General features: G+C 66.7%; 17 protein-coding genes. 8 read left to right on the forward strand and 9 right to left on the reverse strand.

Annotation, left to right across the window (positions count from 1 at the left end; genetic code table 11):
• Positions 1 to 82 precede the first annotated feature (82 nt).
• From mtgA to mpl, 6 genes are read right to left on the reverse strand one after another with little or no spacing between them, the layout of a single operon-like run.
• Positions 83 to 826, reverse strand: a complete 744-nt coding sequence (gene mtgA, locus CAL25_RS03710) for a monofunctional biosynthetic peptidoglycan transglycosylase (RefSeq protein ID WP_141217884.1) — start codon at positions 824 to 826, stop codon at positions 83 to 85.
• Between the two features lie 5 nt (positions 827 to 831).
• Entirely contained in the window at positions 832 to 1698 is an 867-nt protein-coding gene (gene aroE / locus CAL25_RS03715; protein ID WP_094798564.1) for a shikimate dehydrogenase, read from the reverse strand.
• A complete protein-coding gene (locus CAL25_RS03720; RefSeq protein WP_094798565.1) occupies positions 1695 to 2594 on the reverse strand; it encodes a TonB family protein in 900 nt (299 codons plus the stop codon). Before CAL25_RS03720 ends, aroE begins: the two co-directional genes overlap by 4 nt.
• Before the next feature lie 44 nt (positions 2595 to 2638).
• Entirely contained in the window at positions 2639 to 4525 is a 1887-nt protein-coding gene (locus CAL25_RS03725; protein ID WP_094798566.1) for a ribonuclease catalytic domain-containing protein, read from the reverse strand.
• Between the two features lie 53 nt (positions 4526 to 4578).
• A complete protein-coding gene (locus tag CAL25_RS03730; protein WP_094798567.1) occupies positions 4579 to 5184 on the reverse strand; it encodes a YqiA/YcfP family alpha/beta fold hydrolase in 606 nt (201 codons plus the stop codon).
• Between the two features lie 34 nt (positions 5185 to 5218).
• Positions 5219 to 6595, reverse strand: a complete 1377-nt coding sequence (gene mpl, locus CAL25_RS03735) for a UDP-N-acetylmuramate:L-alanyl-gamma-D-glutamyl-meso-diaminopimelate ligase (protein WP_094798568.1) — start codon at positions 6593 to 6595, stop codon at positions 5219 to 5221.
• A gap of 85 nt (positions 6596 to 6680) precedes the next feature.
• Between mpl and CAL25_RS03740 the strand changes: the two genes are divergently transcribed.
• The 8 genes from CAL25_RS03740 (at position 6681) to CAL25_RS03775 (ending at position 13835) form a co-directional block, all read left to right on the forward strand.
• Positions 6681 to 7250 (forward strand): TlpA family protein disulfide reductase, encoded by a 570-nt coding sequence (locus CAL25_RS03740; protein ID WP_094798569.1) that lies wholly within the window; start codon positions 6681 to 6683, stop codon positions 7248 to 7250.
• A 74-nt stretch (positions 7251 to 7324) separates the two neighbouring features.
• Positions 7325 to 7759 (forward strand): type II 3-dehydroquinate dehydratase, encoded by a 435-nt coding sequence (gene aroQ / locus CAL25_RS03745; RefSeq protein ID WP_094798570.1) that lies wholly within the window; start codon positions 7325 to 7327, stop codon positions 7757 to 7759.
• 91 nt (positions 7760 to 7850) lie between these two features.
• Positions 7851 to 8297 carry an acetyl-CoA carboxylase biotin carboxyl carrier protein gene (gene accB / locus CAL25_RS03750; protein ID WP_094798571.1) on the forward strand — a complete coding sequence of 149 codons (447 nt, stop codon included), beginning with the start codon at positions 7851 to 7853 and terminating at the stop codon, positions 8295 to 8297.
• Positions 8298 to 8306: 9 nt separating this feature from the next.
• Entirely contained in the window at positions 8307 to 9653 is a 1347-nt protein-coding gene (accC, locus tag CAL25_RS03755) for an acetyl-CoA carboxylase biotin carboxylase subunit (protein WP_094798572.1), read from the forward strand.
• 96 nt (positions 9654 to 9749) lie between these two features.
• A complete protein-coding gene (gene prmA / locus CAL25_RS03760) occupies positions 9750 to 10673 on the forward strand; it encodes a 50S ribosomal protein L11 methyltransferase (RefSeq protein WP_094798573.1) in 924 nt (307 codons plus the stop codon).
• 19 nt (positions 10674 to 10692) lie between these two features.
• Complete coding sequence (locus CAL25_RS03765; RefSeq protein WP_094798574.1) at positions 10693 to 12096, forward strand: DUF3426 domain-containing protein; 1404 nt, start codon at positions 10693 to 10695, stop codon at positions 12094 to 12096.
• Positions 12097 to 12116: 20 nt separating this feature from the next.
• A complete protein-coding gene (locus CAL25_RS03770) occupies positions 12117 to 13055 on the forward strand; it encodes a carbohydrate kinase family protein (protein WP_094798575.1) in 939 nt (312 codons plus the stop codon).
• A 276-nt stretch (positions 13056 to 13331) separates the two neighbouring features.
• A complete protein-coding gene (locus tag CAL25_RS03775) occupies positions 13332 to 13835 on the forward strand; it encodes a glycine zipper 2TM domain-containing protein (protein WP_094798576.1) in 504 nt (167 codons plus the stop codon).
• A gap of 139 nt (positions 13836 to 13974) precedes the next feature.
• Here CAL25_RS03775 and CAL25_RS03780 read toward each other — a convergent pair whose 3' ends face one another.
• From CAL25_RS03780 to CAL25_RS03790, 3 genes are all read right to left on the reverse strand, one after another.
• Positions 13975 to 14544: a YggT family protein gene (locus CAL25_RS03780; RefSeq protein ID WP_094798577.1), complete on the reverse strand. Its 570-nt coding sequence runs from the start codon at positions 14542 to 14544 to the stop codon at positions 13975 to 13977.
• 109 nt (positions 14545 to 14653) lie between these two features.
• On the reverse strand, positions 14654 to 15301 hold the full coding sequence (locus tag CAL25_RS03785) for a histone H1-like repetitive region-containing protein (protein WP_094798578.1): 648 nt from the start codon (positions 15299 to 15301) through the stop codon (positions 14654 to 14656).
• Between the two features lie 309 nt (positions 15302 to 15610).
• Positions 15611 to 16816, reverse strand: a complete 1206-nt coding sequence (locus CAL25_RS03790) for a ribonucleotide-diphosphate reductase subunit beta (RefSeq protein ID WP_094798579.1) — start codon at positions 16814 to 16816, stop codon at positions 15611 to 15613.
• Positions 16817 to 16819 lie beyond the last annotated feature (3 nt).

Raw genomic sequence — 16819 nt, forward strand, 5'->3', positions numbered from 1 at the left:
GAACCGGTGGGACGCGCTTTCTTGGTGACGCGTAAAACGAGACAGCTTAACAAATATGGGACCTGAGCGGCCGTTTGCGGCGTCAGGGAATCTCGACCATGCGCATGCGCCGTTGCAGGGTGGCGGTGCGCGAATTGAGATAGCCGGTGCTGCGGTGCCGGTCGTAGTAACGCGGGTTGGGCAGCATGGCCGCCAGCCGTGCCGACTGGGCCGAGCCCAGCCGGGCCGCGCTGGTGCCGTAATAGTGCTGGGCGGCCGCCTCGGCGCCGAACACCCCGACGCCCCATTCGGCCACGTTGAGGTAGAGCTCTAGGATCCGCTCCTTGGGCATCACGCGTTCGATCATGAAGGTGAGAATCAGCTCCTGGCCCTTGCGCACATAGCTGCGCGAGCTCGACAGAAACAGATTCTTGGCCAGCTGCTGGGTGATGGTCGAGCCGCCGCGCATGCGCTGACCGCCGCGCTCTTCCTGGCGCTGGTTGTACTCCCAGGCCTTGCGGATGGCCTCCCACTCCACGCCTTCGTGCTCGGTGAAGTTGGCATCCTCGGAGGCGATCACCGCCTGCTTGAGCGAGCGGTTGATCTTGTCGTAGGGCACCCAGGTGTACTTGAGCTCGGCCTTGGGATCGGTCTCGCGCAGGCGCGAGAGCTCCTGGCGCATCATGGCCGAGCTGCCGGGTTCGCGATGCGCGTACCAGACCACCATGCAGAAGAGCCAGAGCTGATACAGGATGAAGAGACAGGCCAGCGCCATGATGAGCGCGCCCGACACCTTCAACCAGTTCAGTTTGCCGCGGCTGCGCGACGACGAGCGGGCGGCCGCCATCCTGCTCAGGCCTCCTGAGCCAGCAGCTCGGCGCGCAGCCGTGTAAGCACCGGCGCCGGATCGGGCCGCACGCCGTGCCACAGGAAGAAGCTCTCGGCGGCCTGGCCCACCAGCATGCCCAGGCCATCGGCCGTGCGCGCGGCGCCTTCGGCCGTGGCCTGGCGCATGAAGGCGGTGGGCAGCGCGGCATACATCATGTCGTAGGCGATGGCATCCGCGGCGTAAAGCCCGGGCGGCAGGTCGGGCGTGGTGCCCGCCAGCCCGCTGGCCGTGGCGTTGATGACCACGTTCCAGCCGCCTTCGATGCCGGCCTCGGCCAGGGTGCCCGCGCCAAGCTGCGCGGCGGACGGTGTGCCGCTGGCGTTCCAGTCGGCGATCAGATCGTGCGCGCGTTCGACCGTGCGGTTGACCACGCGGATGCGCTCGCAGCCGGCCTGCACCAGCGGATGGAGCACGCCGCGCGCCGCGCCGCCCGCGCCGACCAGCAGCACCCGCGCGCCGGCCAGGCGCACGCCCAGGCGCAGCAGATCGCTCACCAGGCCCACGCCGTCGGTGTTGCAGCCATGTACCTGACCGTCGCGCCACCACAGCGTGTTGACCGCGCCGGCCAGCCGCGCGCGCTCGCTCAGGCGTCCGGCGGCCAGCGCGTAGGCCTCCTGCTTGAACGGCACGGTGACGTTCAGGCCCGCGCCGCCTTGCGCCACGAAGGCTTCGACGGTGGCCACGAAGCCGTCCACGGGGGCCAGCAGGCGGTCGTAGCGCATGGCCACGCCGGTTTGTTCGGCGAACAGCGCATGGATCTGCGGCGAGCGGCTGTGGCTGATGGGATTGCCCACCACGGCGTAGAGCGGAATCGCGGTCTCCTGGGTCATGGGGCGGAGGTTTCCAGTGTGTCGTTGACGAAATGCCAGGTGCGCGTGATCACGAGTTCATCGGTTTCGCGCGCGAGATCGGGCGGCAGCGGGGCGAACGGCGCGGCCATCTGCACGATGCGTCGCGCGGCCTGATTGAGCACGGCGTGTTCCGAGGGCTGATCGATCTCGAAGCCGGCCAGCGTGCCGTCGGCGCGCACCGTCACCGTGATGCGTAGCGTGCCATAGATTTTGCCGCGCGCCTGTTCAGGGTATTGCTGCGTGCCCACGGTCTCGATGCGTGTGCGCCAGGCGTCGAGGTAGGCGGCATAGGGCGAGGCCTGCGCCGACGGCGCCACGAAGCTGCGGCGCGGCTGCGCGTTGTAGGCCTGCACGCGCGCGGCCAGCGCGGCCACCTGGGCGTTCTGCACCAGGCCGGGCTGGTCCTGCGAGGCGTCGCCCGCGACCGACGAATCGGTCCAGGGATGCACGGCCGTGCGCTCGGCGGCGCCCCGTTCGCGCGCCTGCAGCTGCGTGAGCAGGCGCAGTTGTTCGGCTTCGAGCTGCGCCTGGCGCTGCCGCATGGCTTCGAGCACGATGGTGTCGGGCGATTCGCCGGTCCGGGGCAGGGGCGTGGTGGCGACGCCGCTGGCGGCATTGCCGCCGCCGTCGATGTTGGTCTGGGCGATCACCTGGGCACGCACCGGTGCGCTGTCGGTGTTGGCGTTGACCAGCGTCACTTCGAGACTCGCGGGCACGGACGGCCGCGACGCGGCGGCGCCGAAGCGCCACGCGAGCAGTCCCGCGTGCACCAGCAGCGAGATGGCGATGCCGACGAGCAGGTAGTGCTGGGCGGGAGCACCCAGCCAATGCCAGAAACGCGCCGGCGGCGAGGATGGGGAGTGTGGGGAGCGCACGCGACCGATTTTAGCCCGGTCGCGTGCGTCTGGTGAGGGCAGCGTCAGGCCTCGACGGTGCCGACATAGCGGCAGTCGAGTTCGAGCGAGAGCTCGTCCATGCCCAGAATGTCGATCTGCACCGCGGTGCCGCGTTCGAGTTCGGGCAGGCCCCCCACGCGCGTCACGAGCGGGGCGTCCGCCAGGCGTACGAGGTCTTCGCGCAGCACGTGGGCGACGCTGCGCGTCACGTTGTGCTGCTTGAGCCAGCGCAGCACCCAGTAGCGTTCCATCGCGCTCTGGAACTCGGCCCAGGCCGTGTATTGCGCATCGAACGCGCCGATGATGGCGAACAGATCCGCATCCTTGGGCTTGAACGGGGCCACCAGCCGCGCGGACACGCCGTGCTCCACGGCCGCGATCAGTTGCCACTGATTCACGAGGTCGACGTAGCGGCGCAGCGGCGAGGTGCTCCAGGCGTACTGCGGCACGCCGATGGCTTCGTGCGGCAGGGCCTGGGTGCTCATGCGCACGCGGCCGGCCTGCTGCGAGCGATAGATGCCCGGCACGCCATGCTGGTGCAGCAGGCCGCCCCAGGTGTTGTTGGCCAGGATCATGTATTCGGCCACCATGCGGTCCAGCGGCGCATTGCGCTGGCGCGGCACGAGGCGCACGACCGTGTCGGGATCGTCCGGGTTGCCGTCGAGGTAGAAGCTGTACTCGACGCGCGAGTTGTTCTCGGGCTTGCCGCGCACGGCCTCGCGCTGGGCGGTGAGGTGCTGCGCCAGGCGCCACAGCGGACGCAGCCAATGGCCGTAAGGCAGCACCGCGTCCGGGTCGTTGAGCGCGGCCTCGGTGACCTCGGCGTCCAGCATGTTGTGGCGCAGGTTCTCGCGCACCACGATGCGTTCCAGACGCGTGTCGGTCTCGAGGATTTCGCCGGTCGCGAGATCCGCCGTCACGTAGAGCGACAGGGCCGGCACCTCCCGGCCCGCATCCAGCGAGAAGTGCTGGATCACGCTGTCGGGCTGCATCGGGATCTTGTCGCCCGGCATGTAGACGGTGGACAGGCGCGCGCGGGCGAGCTTGTCGAGTTCGCTGTCACGCGTCACCGACAGGCCGGGAGCGGCCACGTGGATGCCGATGCGTACCCGGTCGCCCTCGAGCGGGGTCACGGACAGGGCATCGTCGATTTCGGTGGTCGTGATGTCGTCGACCGAATAGATCTCGGCATCGGCGAGCGGCAGGTCGCGCCCGATCGGCGGAATTTCCACGTCCGGGAAACCCACGCCGCGCGGGAAATTGACGGCCAGGAAGCGGCGCTTGTGCAGCGCCAGCGGATGCGGCCAGGCGCCCAGCTCGAGCAGCAGGCGGTCGGGGCTCTTCTGCAGACGTGCGCAGGCGGCCTCGAGCGCCTTCCATTGCATGGTGTTCTTGTCGGGGCGCACCACGAGGCTCTCGGCGACCTGCGCGATCTCCTCGGGCAGGCGGCCCGCGGCCATGTCGTCGACCCAGGCCTGCTGCTGCTCGGCCTGGCGCTGCTTCTTGTCGAGCGCGGCCAGCGCGGCGGCCAGGATGTCGGGCGGGGCCGGACGGTACTGGCCGCGGCCGCGGCGATGGAAGTAGGCGGGGGCGCCGTGCAGGCGCATCAGGATGGCGGCCTGTTCGACGGGGCTGGGCGCGTGGCCGAAGTAATCGGCCGCCAGGGCGGGCGAGTCGAACTCCTCCTGCGGCGCGCATTCCCAGAGGAACTGCAGGTCGATCTCTTCGGCCATGGCCTGGGCCTGGCTCATCAGCGCGGCCGGCTCCGGCTTAGCGAACGTGAACAGGGTGTTGTTGCGCTTGATCTTGCTGCGCTTGCCCGATTCGGACTCAACCTGCAGGCTGGCGTCGGTCTCCGACAGGATGTTGCCGGCCTTGAAACTGCCGTCGTCTTCGTAAAACACGTACATATTGAGGGGTCCATCGGGCGGGAGCACCGCACGCTGTCTTTGGGGTCGGATCGTTATCTGTGGGGGTTGGCCAGCGCGAAATCAAGCACTTCGTCGATGTGCTCGGCAAAGTCCGAGAGGCCATGGTCGCTGCCCGGGACGATGCGTTGGCGGCAGCCCTGGAAACGGTCGCGCATCTCGCGCCAGTCCAGCACTTCATCGCCGGTCGCGGCGACCAGGAAATAGCGTTCGGGGCGGGTGATCGCCGCGACGTCCAGCGCCTTCAGCTCGTCCACGTACTCGGGGAGAAACACGAACGGCGCGTCCGAATGATACATGCGGTGCTCGCCCACCTGCGTCGCCAGGTCGCGCGCGGCGTGGACGGCGGGGTTCAGCAGCACCGCCTTGCACCCGAGGCGCTCGGCGGCCCAGGTGGCGTAATAACCGCCCAGTGACGAGCCGATCACCGTCAGGTCGGAAGCCTCGCAGCCGGCGTCCAGCCATTGCCGGGCAAGGCGATCGATCAGGCGGGCCGCCTGTGCCGGACTGGCCGGCAGTTGCGGGCTCGCCCACGCCGCCTCGAGGCCGCGGGCCTGCAGGGCCTCTGCCATCAGCCGCGACTTGAACGAGTCGGGCGATGAGCGGAAACCATGCAGGTACAGGATGCGGTCGCGGGCCATGGTGTCGTGGGGTGGCTATATAGAGAGTAGGGGCTCAGGCGGCGGCGCGTGCGCGCAGCGCGTCGAGCAGCTTGCCATGCACCCCGCCGAATCCGCCGTTGCTCATGACCAGGATATTGTCGCCGGGGCGTGCCGCGGCGGTCACCGCGCGCACCAGCGCGTCGAGGTCGTCATGGCTGGTGGCGCGCTCGCCCAGCGGCGCGAGCACCTCGGCCGGATTCCAGCCCAATGCATGCTTGCCTTCGTGCGCGCCGAAGCAGAAGACCAGATCGGCCTGTTTGAGTGCATCGGGCAGGCGCGCGGCCATCGTGCCGAGCTTCATGGTGTTGGAGCGCGGCTCGAGCACGGCCAGGATCCGGGCCTCGCCCACCTGCCTGCGCAGGCCGGCGATGGTGGTGTCGATGGCGGTGGGGTGGTGCGCGAAGTCGTCGTACACGCGCACGCCATCGACCGTGCCGCGCAGTTCCATGCGGCGCTTCACGCCGCCGAAGCGCGACAGCGCCTCGATGCCCGCGGCCGCTTCCACGCCCACATGCTCGGCCGCGGCCAGCGCGGCCAGCGCGTTCATGCGGTTGTGCTCGCCGCTCAAGGTCCAGCGCACCGTCCCGGCCGGCACGCCGGCTCGTCGCACCTCGAAAGCGCCGTCGGCATCCGCCGGACCCGCGCTCCAGCCTGCATCCGCGCCGAAGTACACGGTTTCGGACCAGCAACCGCGCGCAATCACGCGTTCCAGCGCCGGCGAGCCGGCGGGCAGCACGATCCGGCCCGCGCCAGGAATGGTGCGCACGAGGTGATGGAACTGCGTTTCGATCGCGGCGAGATCCGGGAAGATATCTGCATGATCGAATTCGAGGTTGTTGAGTACGGCGGTTCGCGGACGGTAGTGCACGAACTTGGAGCGCTTGTCGAAGAACGCCGTATCGTATTCATCGGCCTCGATCACGAACGGGCGCACCGAGGGATCGAAACGCGCCGACACCTTGAGATCGTTGGCGACGCCGCCGATCAGGAAATTGGGATTCAATCCGGCGTGCTCGAGAATCCAGGCCAGCATCGAGCTCGTGGTGGTCTTGCCGTGCGTACCCGCCACGGCCAGCACATGCCCGCCGGGCAGGACGTTCTCGCCCAGCCACTGCGGTCCGGACACGTAGCGCGCACCCGAATTCAGGATGGCTTCCATCAGGGGGTTACCCCGGCTCACGACGTTTCCGATGACGAACAGGTCGGGCTGCAGCGCCAGCTGGTCGGCGCCGAAGCCCTCGATCAGCTCGATGCCCTGTTCGACCAGCTGAGTGCTCATCGGCGGGTAGACGCCCGCGTCGCAGCCGGTGACCTTGTGCCCGGCCGCGCGTGCGATCAGCGCCAGGCCACCCATGAACGTGCCGCAAATACCAAGAATGTGCAGATGCATACTGAATCTCCTGGCTGCATTGTAGAGGCATGTCGCGGGCAAGCCGGGGCTCGGCACGGGCGCCATCAGCGGCTATGATCGCAGCATGAACCGCCGACTCTTTCTGTCTACCGCCGCCGTCGCCATCGTGGGTGCGGGCGTGGCCACCTATTTCATTGGCCGCAAGGCCGACACGCCGTCATCGGGCGCTGGCGCGAGCGCGGGTGCCCAATCGGGTCAGGCCGCCGGCGCGCAGCCCTCCGCCGCCGATCTGCTCGCCATGTCGCTGCCCGACGTGGCCGGCCAGACGCAGGCGCTGTCGCAGTGGCGCGGCAAGCCGATGGTGATCAATTTCTGGGCAACGTGGTGCGCCCCGTGCGTTCGCGAGATGCCCGAGCTCGAAGCCTTGAGCAAAAAGTACCCAGGGGTGCAGCTTGTCGGGATCGGCGTCGATAATGTCGACAACATCCGCAAATTCCAGGAGAAAGTGGTGGTCAGCTATCCGCTGCTCGTCATGGGCATGAGCGCCATCGACACACTGCGTCAGCTGGGCAATCCGTCCGGTGGGCTGCCATTTACGCTGGTTTTGAACGCAGATGGCAGCATTAGCGAGAAAATCCTGGGCGAAATCGATCCGGCCAAGCTCGACGCTTCGATAGCGCGCGTAGTGGCTTGATTCAATTGGACAAATAACCGGAATTGGCGTAAAAAGTCGCCTTATCGATTGTTTTGCCAGCATATGGCAAGCTCATGGCACAACGCATACTGGTATTGCATGGCCCCAATCTGAATCTGCTCGGGACTCGCGAACCTCATATCTACGGCAGCCTCACGATGGTGCAGATCAACGAGGGGCTCGAAGCCCTGGCGGCGCAATTGGGCGTGACCCTGGCGGCGTGGCAAAGCAATCACGAAGGGGCGCTGGTGGACCGCATTCAGGCGGCCGCCCAGGACGGCACCGACTTCATCATCATCAACGCGGCGGCTTACACGCATACCAGTGTGGCGGTGCGCGACGCGTTGGCCGGGGTGGCGATCCCATTTATTGAAGTACATTTGTCCAACCTGTACAAGCGCGAGCCGTTCCGGCATCACTCGTACCTGTCCGACCTGGCCATCGGCCTGATCTCCGGACTCGGCGCGGATGGCTATGAGGCAGCCCTGCGCTACGCGGCGCGGCACTGACTCTCACCCGGATCAAGATTCACATCCTAAATATACGGCGCGACCCGCGATAGACACGGGCGCCGTCAAACTCAATCGGGAAGCAGCTTCTATGGACCTCCGAAAACTCAAGACCCTGATCGACCTGGTGGCTGAATCGGGCATTGCCGAGCTCGAAATCACCGAAGGCGAAGGCAAGGTTCGCATCGTCAAGTTCTCCCAGGCCCTTCAGCCGGTCGCCTACCAGGCTCCCGAAGCGCCCGCCGTCGTCGCCACGCCGGCCGCCGCGCCTGCCGCCGCCGAGCCCGCCGCTCCGGTGATCCAGGGCCACGTGGTCAAGGCCCCGATGGTCGGCACGTTCTACCGCTCGCCCAATCCGGGCGCCGCACCGTTCATCGAAGTCGGCCAATCCGTCAAGGAAGGCGATCCGCTGTGCATCATCGAAGCGATGAAGCTGCTCAACGAAATCGAAGCCGACAAGTCCGGTGTGATCAAAGAAATCCTGGTCGAAAACGGCGAGCCCGTCGAGTACGGTCAACCGCTGTTCGTCATTGGCTGATAGCGCAAAATGTTTGAAAAAATCCTGATCGCCAATCGCGGCGAGATCGCTCTGCGCATCCAGCGCGCCTGCCGCGAGCTGGGTATCAAGACCGTGGTGGTGCACTCCGAGGCCGATCGCGACGCCAAGTACGTCCGTCTGGCCGACGAGTCCGTCTGCATCGGACCGGCGCCGTCGCGCGAGAGCTACCTGAACATGCCGGCCATCATCTCGGCCGCCGAAGTGACGGACTCCGAGGCGATCCACCCGGGTTACGGTTTTCTTTCCGAAAACGCCGACTTCGCCGACCGCGTCGAGAAGAGCGGCTTCGTGTTCATCGGCCCGCGCCCCGACACCATTCGCCTGATGGGCGACAAGGTCAGCGCCAAGCACGCCATGATCGAAGCAGGTGTGCCGGTGGTGCCCGGTTCTGAAGGCGCGCTGCCCGATGATCCCCAGGAAATCGTGCGCATCGCGCGCGAGGTGGGCTACCCGGTCATCATCAAGGCCGCCGGTGGCGGTGGTGGCCGCGGCATGCGCGTGGTCTACACCGAAGCCGCGCTGCTGAACGCCGTCACGATGACGCGTTCCGAGGCGGGCGCCGCGTTCAACAACCCTGAAGTCTATATGGAGAAGTTCCTCGAGAACCCGCGCCATGTGGAGATTCAGGTGCTGGCCGATGGCGGCCGCAACGCCGTCTGGCTGGGCGAGCGCGACTGCTCGATGCAGCGTCGCCACCAGAAGGTCATCGAAGAAGCGCCGGCGCCGGGCATCGCCCGTCGTCTGATCGAGCGCATCGGTGATCGTTGCGCCGACGCCTGCCGCAAGATGGGCTACCGCGGTGCCGGCACGTTCGAGTTCCTGTACGAAAACGGCGAGTTCTATTTCATCGAAATGAACACCCGTATTCAGGTCGAGCACCCGGTCACCGAACTGATCACGGGCATCGATCTGGTTCAGCAGCAGATCCTGATCGCCGCCGGCGAAAAGTTCACGCTGCGCCAGCGCGACATCCAGTTCAAGGGTCACGCGATCGAGTGCCGCATCAACGCCGAAGATCCGTTCCGTTTCGTGCCCAGCCCCGGCCGCATCACCAACTGGCACGTCGCCGGTGGTCCGGGCGTGCGTATCGATTCGCACGTGTTCAATGGCTATTTCGTGCCGCCCAACTACGATTCGATGATCGCCAAGGTCATCACGTATGGCGACACGCGTGACCAGGCCCTGGCGCGCATGCGCACGGCCCTGTCCGAAATGGTCGTCGAGGGAATTCAGACCAACATCCCGCTGCATCGCGAGCTGTTGACGGATGCCCGCTTCATCGAAGGCGGCACCAGCATCCACTACCTCGAACACAAGTTGGCTCAGCGTCCCTGACCAGCCTGAATCGGGGGGCCTCTGGCCCCCCGTTTTTTGCTTCGCTATATTAGGTGGGTCGCCCCGCAAGGGCGCTCCACCCATGGAACTCATCACATGCGTGAACTCGTCCTTCATTGCCGCGAGGCGCAGGCCGAAGCGCTGTCCGATGCGCTGCTCGAGGCCGGCGTGCTCTCCGTCTCCGTCGAAGACGCCGATTTCGGTACCGAAGAAGAGCGCCCCTTGTTCGGCGAGCCGGGCACCGAGCCGGAAGTCCAGGCCTGGGACCACAACCGCGTCGTGGCGCTGCTGCCCGATGGCGCCGACCCCGCTCAGTTGCTGGCGCAAGCCGCCGTCGAGGCCGGGCTGGATCCCGCGCTCTTCGAGGGCTGGACGCTGCGCGACGTGCCCGACGCCGACTGGGTGCGCCTGACGCAATCCCAGTTCGGCCCCATCCAGATTTCCGAGCGGCTGTGGATCGTGCCCAGCTGGCATCGCGACGATCCGGGCGTGGCCGAGGCCATCGCCGCCACGCCCGAGGCCTCGATCCATATCGAGCTCGACCCCGGTCTCGCCTTCGGCACCGGCAGCCATCCCACGACCCATCTCTGCCTGGCCTGGCTCGAAGCCGAGCTGCCCCAGGGCGCGAACGTGCTCGACTACGGTTGCGGTTCGGGCATCCTGGCCATCGCCGCGCGCAAGCTCGGCGCCGGCGAGACGCTGGCGGTCGACATCGATCCGCAGGCCGTGCAGGCTTCCGAAGACAACGCCCGCACCAATCAGGTCGAACTCACCGCGATGCTGCCCGAGGGCTTGTCCGACGGCACCTTTGACGTGGTGGTCGCCAATATTCTTTCCAACCCGCTCAAGGTGCTCGCGCCGATGCTGGCCGGACGCGTGGCGCCCGGCGGGGCACTGGTGTTGTCGGGCGTGCTCGAGCGTCAGGCCGAAGAAGTGGCCGCCGCGTATGCGCCCTGGATCGCCCTGTCGGTCTGGCGCGCGCGCGACGGCTGGGTCTGCCTGAGCGGCCGCAAGGCCTGACGACGAGGCGGGGCAGCACATGGCCTTGGTGACACGTTGTCCGCATTGCGGCGCCTCCTTCAAGGTCGTGGCTGACCAACTGCGGATCCGCAATGGGCTGGTGCGCTGCGGCGCCTGCCAGACCGTTTTCGACGGCCGCGCCTGCCTGGTGCAACCGGCCGAGCCGGTGGTGCCCACGCTGACGCAGCCCGCCGATGCGGCGCCGCCCACGCCCGCGGCGCCGTCGTTCGCCCCGGCCGCGAGTCCGCGCGCCACCGAACCGGCGCCGGCCGCCGTGTCGCCCGCCGAACCCGTTTATTCCCATGCCGCGGCGCCCACGCCGGTGGCGCCGCAGCCGCTGCCCCCGGTGCCGCCGGCCGTCCTGCGCGGTCGCGCCGACATGCGCCGCGACACGGTCGAGCCGCAAGCGGACGACGCGTTCGACGACGACGAGGCCGACGCGCCCGCGGCGTCGTCCGCGCCGTATGTGTCGACGCCCCTGGCGGCCGACGCCCTGATGCGGGCCGAACGCGACGAGCGCGAGCCTCGCCTCGGCGCCGCCGCCGTGCCACCCTGGGACGACGAGCCCTCGCTGAGCGACGACGCGCCGGCCGTGATCCGCGGCCCGCGCCGGCCTGGCGTCGGGCGCGATGAACCGCGTCTGGGCGATGCGCCGCGCGAACCGGGTCTGTCGGCCGATGGCGGCCGCGCGCGGCTGACGCCCGTTTATTCCGACTCGGCTGCGCTCGGCCGGCCTGCCACCAGCCGCGCCGCTGCGCGCGCCGAGCCCGTTGCCGCCACCGCCGAGGCCGAGCTCGACGACGACGATCTCGATGCGCATGCCGCCGAGCCCGTGCTCGGCGAGGCCCGCACGCGTTATTCGAGCAGCACCGACAGTGGCCGTACGCCGCCCGAATTCCTCGACGACGATCGCGTGGAATCGCGCCGCGCGGGCCGGCGCATCTGGGGGCTGTTGTGCCTGCTCGGCGTCATCGCCTTGCTGCTGCAATTGCTCTACGTCTATCGCACGCCCATCGCGACCAGCGTACCGGCGCTGCGTCCGGTGCTCGAGCTCGCCTGCAAGCCGCTCGATTGCACGGTGGGCTACGCGCGGCGCATCGAGCGCATCGCGATCTCCGCGTCGTCGCTGCAGCCGCCCAGCGGCGCGGCCGGCGCGTCCGAAGACGGCCGCAGCCGCCTGGTGCTCAACGTGACGCTGCGCAACCGCTTCGACAAACCGCAGCCCTGGCCCGCGCTCGTGCTGCAGCTCACGGACATGTCGGATACGGTGGTGGCGCGCAAGGTGTTGTTGCCGCGCGATTACCTCGCGCCGCAACAGGCGGGCGGGCCTTTCGCGGCCGCCGGCGAAGCGCAGATCTCGGTGCCCGTGGAGGTCACGGGGCTGCAGGTCAACGGCTATCAGCTCGACAAATTCTTCCCCTGATTCACACTTAAGGATCCAGCATGACGGCCCCTGTTTTGATTTGCGGTTCGATGGCGTTCGACATGATCGCCGTGTTCGAAGGCCACTTCAAAGAACACATCCTGCCCAACCGCATTCAGTCGCTGAGCGTGTCGTTCCTGGTGCCGACCATGCGCAAGGAGTACGGCGGATGCGCGGGCAACATCGCCTACAACCTCAAGCTGCTGGGCGGCCAGCCGCTGCCCGTGGCCACCGTGGGGGAAGATGCCGGCGAATACTTCGAACGGCTGGCTGCGCAACAGATCGACAGCACCTACGTGCGCACCGTGCCGGGCACGCTGACCGCGCAGTGCTTCATCACCACCGACCTCGACGACAACCAGATCGCCGCCTTCCACCCCGGCGCGATGTCGTTCTCGTCGCAAAACGACCTGTCGCAGGCGCAGGCCGAATGGGCCATCGTCGCGCCCGACTCGAAAGAAGGCATGTTCGCGCACGCCGAGGCACTGAACGCGCGCGGCATCCCGTTCATCTTCGATCTGGGCCAGGCCATGCCCCTCTTCAACAGCGAAGACATCGAGCGCATGCTCGGCCTCGCGCAGGCCATGACGGTCAACGATTACGAAGCCGGCGTGGTCGAAGAGCGCACCGGCCGCAGCATGCAGGACATCGCCAAGACGCTGAAGGCCGTGGTCATCACGCGCGGCGCGCAGGGCGCCACGCTGATCACCGAAGGCCAGAGCATCGAGATCGAGCCGGTCACGGCCGACGAAGTGGTCGACCCGACGGGTTGCGGCGATGCCCACCGTGGCGGCCTGCTTTACGGGCTGACCTCGGGCTGGAGCTGGGCCGACAGCTGCCGTCTGGGCAACCTGATGGGCGCGATCAAGATCGCCTCGCGCGGTCCGCAGAATCACGCGCCCAGCCGCGCCGACATCGACGCGCGTCTGCACGCGGTCTACGGTCTGCGCCTCGGCTGATCGCATGCCGCGCGTGCCGGGCGAGGGCCGGGCACGCGGGCTGCGAGGCGTGTCGAACCTCACGGTGCGACGCGGCGCATGCGAGCGGGAACCTCCCGCCTGCATGTCGCCTCTAATGATGAGATAGCCCCGACAGGGCCGCTACGCAGGGCGCCGTACCGTGTGGTTACACACTGGCCCACCTTGGTTTCACCCTGTTTCCCGGCAGGAAGTTTCCGGCGTTGGGCCGGGAGTATCATCCAATTAGTGTCGTAGTGTTCCGATCGAGGAGTCTTCATGAACAATACCCTTACCCCCTCTGCTTCGGTTCCGCGCGCCGGCCGCTGGCTGGCAGTCGCTGCCGTCGTCACCTCGGTGGCGGTGCTTTCGGGCTGCGCGAATCCCAGTGCCTCCGCCAATACCTATTCGTATGGCCAGGCGCAGCGTGAGCAGATCGTGCGTACCGGTACCGTCACGGGCGTGCGCCCGATCACCATCCAGAACGACAAGTCCAGCGGCGGCGGCATGCTCGCCGGTGGCGCGCTGGGTGGCGTCGCGGGCAATGCAATCGGTGGCGGCACTGGCCGTACCATTGCCACCGTCGGTGGTGTGATCCTGGGTGCGCTCGCCGGCAATGCCGTCGAAAACCAGGTCGGCCGCAGCTCGGGCTATGAAATCACCGTGCGCCTCGACAACGGCGAAACCCGTGTCGTGGCTCAGGAAGCCGACGTGCCGGTCAGTGTGGGCCAGCGCGTGCAGGTCGTCAGCGGCGCGGGCCCCACGCGCGTCACGCCGCTCTGATGGCAGGCTGAATTACCGTTTTTTCGGGCATCGCGCGCAGTCGGATGGGCCCCACTGCGGAGTTGGTTTAGCGCCAGCTCCATGCGAGCAAACCCGCGTCCTTCTGGACGCGGGTTTTTTCATGGCCGCGAAGCCGAGATCAGAACGGGCCGATCGCCATGGCGCGATAGCTGAGATTGGTGACGACCATCATCAGCACCTGCGCGAGGATGAGCACGACCAGCGGCGAGAAGTCGATGGCGGTGCGGGGCAGGACGCGGCGTACCGGGTCCAGCAGCGGCGCGGTCAGCATCTGCAGCAGGCCCATCAACGGCGAGGCGGGGTTCACCCACGACAGCACGGCCTGGATCAGCGTGAGCCACACGATCAGGTTGAGCGCCCACTTGAGCACCTGAAGCACGGCCACCAGCAGCAGCGTGGGAAACAGCGCGCCGATCAGTTGCAGCGGCAGCGTGATCAGCAGGCTGAGAACGAGAAACAGGATGGCGGCAAGCCAGGCCGCGAAGAGGCTCGCCCATTCGATGCTGTTGCCGGAAGGAATCACGCGGCGCAGCGGCAGCACGAGCCAGTTGGTGCCCTGATAGACAGCCCGCGCCAACGGATTGAAGGGCGGCATGCGCACGGCATGGATCCAGGCCCGCAGCACCAGACCGGCGCCGAACAGGGTGAACAGGATGTCGATCAGGAAATTCAGGATTTGCGCGAGCATGGACTCTCTACCGGACTGGGCAAGCGAACATTTTCGCATGCATCAATGTAAAAAGCCGCCTGGCGAGGCCAGGCGGCTGAAGTACTGCTAGCGCGTAGACGCGTCCGTATTACGGACGGCCACCCGTGGGGAAGGGCCACGACGCGGCGGGGTTCAGCGCGGTCTTGGCACCCGGGGCAGCAGCCGTGGAGGGCGGCGTTGCGGGCTTCTTCGGGGCAGCCTTCTTGGCAGCAGGCTTCTTTGCAGCAGCCTTCTTGGCAGCCGGCTTCTTCGCAGCGACAGCCTTCTTGGCAGCAGCAGGCGCCTTCTTGGCAGCAGCAGCCTTCTTGGCCGGAGCCTTCTTGGCAACCGCCTTCTTGGCTACGGCCTTTTTGGCAGGCGCCTTTTTGGCGACGGCTTTCTTGGCAACGGCCTTCTTGGCGACAGCCTTCTTGGCTACGGCCTTCTTGGCGGGCGCCTTCTTGGCGACGGCCTTCTTGGCGACAGCCTTCTTGGCAACAGCCTTCTTGGCTACGGCTTTCTTGGCTGCCGGCTTCTTGGCGGCGACCTTCTTGGCGGCCGGTTTCTTGGCGGCTACCTTCTTGGCTGCCGGCTTCTTGGCGGCGACCTTCTTCACTGCCGGCTTCTTGGCAGCGACCTTCTTCACAGCGACTTTCTTGGCTGCGGCTTTCTTGGCCGGAGCGGCCTTCTTCACCACCGCCTTCTTGGCTGCGGGTTTCTTAACCGCCTTCTTGGCGGCTTTCTTGGCAGTTGCCATGGTCATGCTCCTTAGGTTCAGGGGTCCCAGAACTTAAACCCGCGTCATCACCCGCCAACAAGGCGGACAACACCCGGGCTATTCATCGGCGCATGCCACTGTCCCTGACAGGCGACAGCACTTCAGCTTGCGCTAATGAATTCAGCACAGCCATTTGATATGGCCCTCGCCTCGTGCGCGAGCCATCTCAAATGGCGACGGTAGGCACATGCCTACCGCTACGTCCTACGTGTCCGAACACTGACCGGGGCATCCCATGCTCGCCGTTCGACTGGCCAACAGCCAGCGAGCGGCGAGTACAGAGAGGTCTTATTCCCAGCTCAGCGTACCGCCGGTCTGGTATTCGATCACGCGAGTCTCGAAAAAGTTGCGTTCCTTCTTCAGGTCGATCATTTCCGCCATCCACGGGAAGGGATTTTCTTCCTGGGGGAACAGCGGTTCGATGCCGATCTGCTGGCAACGACGATTGGCGATGAAGCGCAGGTAGGACTTGAACATCGGTGCGTTCAGGCCCAACACGCCGCGCGGCATCGTGTCTTCGGCGTAAGCGTATTCGAGTTCGACCGCTTTTTGGAAGAGTTCACGAATTTCTTCGCGGAACTCCGGCGTCCAAAGGTGCGGGTTCTCGAGCTTCACGGTGTTGATCAGGTCGATGCCGAAGTTGCAGTGCATGGACTCATCACGAAGGATGTACATGTACTGCTCGGCGGCGCCGGTCATCTTGTTCTGGCGGCCCAGCGCGAGGATCTGCGTGAAGCCCACATAGAAGAACAGGCCTTCCATCAGGCACGCGAACACGATGAGCGACTTGAGGAGCGTCTGGTCCGCTTCGGGCGTGCCCGTGCGGAAATCCGGATCGGCAATCGCCTCGATGAACGGGATCAGGAACTCGTCCTTGGCGCGGATCGAGGGGACCTCGTTGTAGGCGTTGAAGATCTCGGCTTCGTCCAGGTCGAGACTTTCGACGATGTATTGATAAGCGTGGGTGTGGATCGCTTCCTCGAATGCCTGGCGCAGCAGGAACTGGCGGCATTCGGGCGCCGTGATGTGGCGATAGGTGCCCAGCACGATGTTGTTGGCCGCGAGCGAGTCGGCGGTCACGAAGAAACCCAGGTTGCGCTTGACGATGCGGCGCTCGTCCTCGGTGAGCCCGTTGGGGTTCTTCCAGAGGGCGATGTCGCGCGACATGTTGATTTCTTGCGGCATCCAGTGGTTCGCGCACGTGGCCAGGTATTTTTCCCAGGCCCACTTGTACTTGAACGGAACCAGCTGGTTGACGTCGGTTTCGCCGTTGATGATGCGCTTGTCGGCGACCCGCACGCGACCGGCGGTGGCGCCGCTGGTCGAGAGCGAAGCGGCGTGCGACGGCGCGGACGGGGTCGGCAGCGCCGAATCACCGAACACCCCCGTCGCGGCGCGCACGGAGTCGTCTCCGGACGCGCCCTTACCCGCGCCGGAAGACTCCGGCGATTTCGCGGGTTGCGTGGCGAGGTTGTCGTTGTCCCAATTAAGCATGAT

The sequence above is a fragment of the Bordetella genomosp. 5 genome (assembly GCF_002261315.1).
Taxonomy (GTDB): domain Bacteria; phylum Pseudomonadota; class Gammaproteobacteria; order Burkholderiales; family Burkholderiaceae_B; genus Bordetella.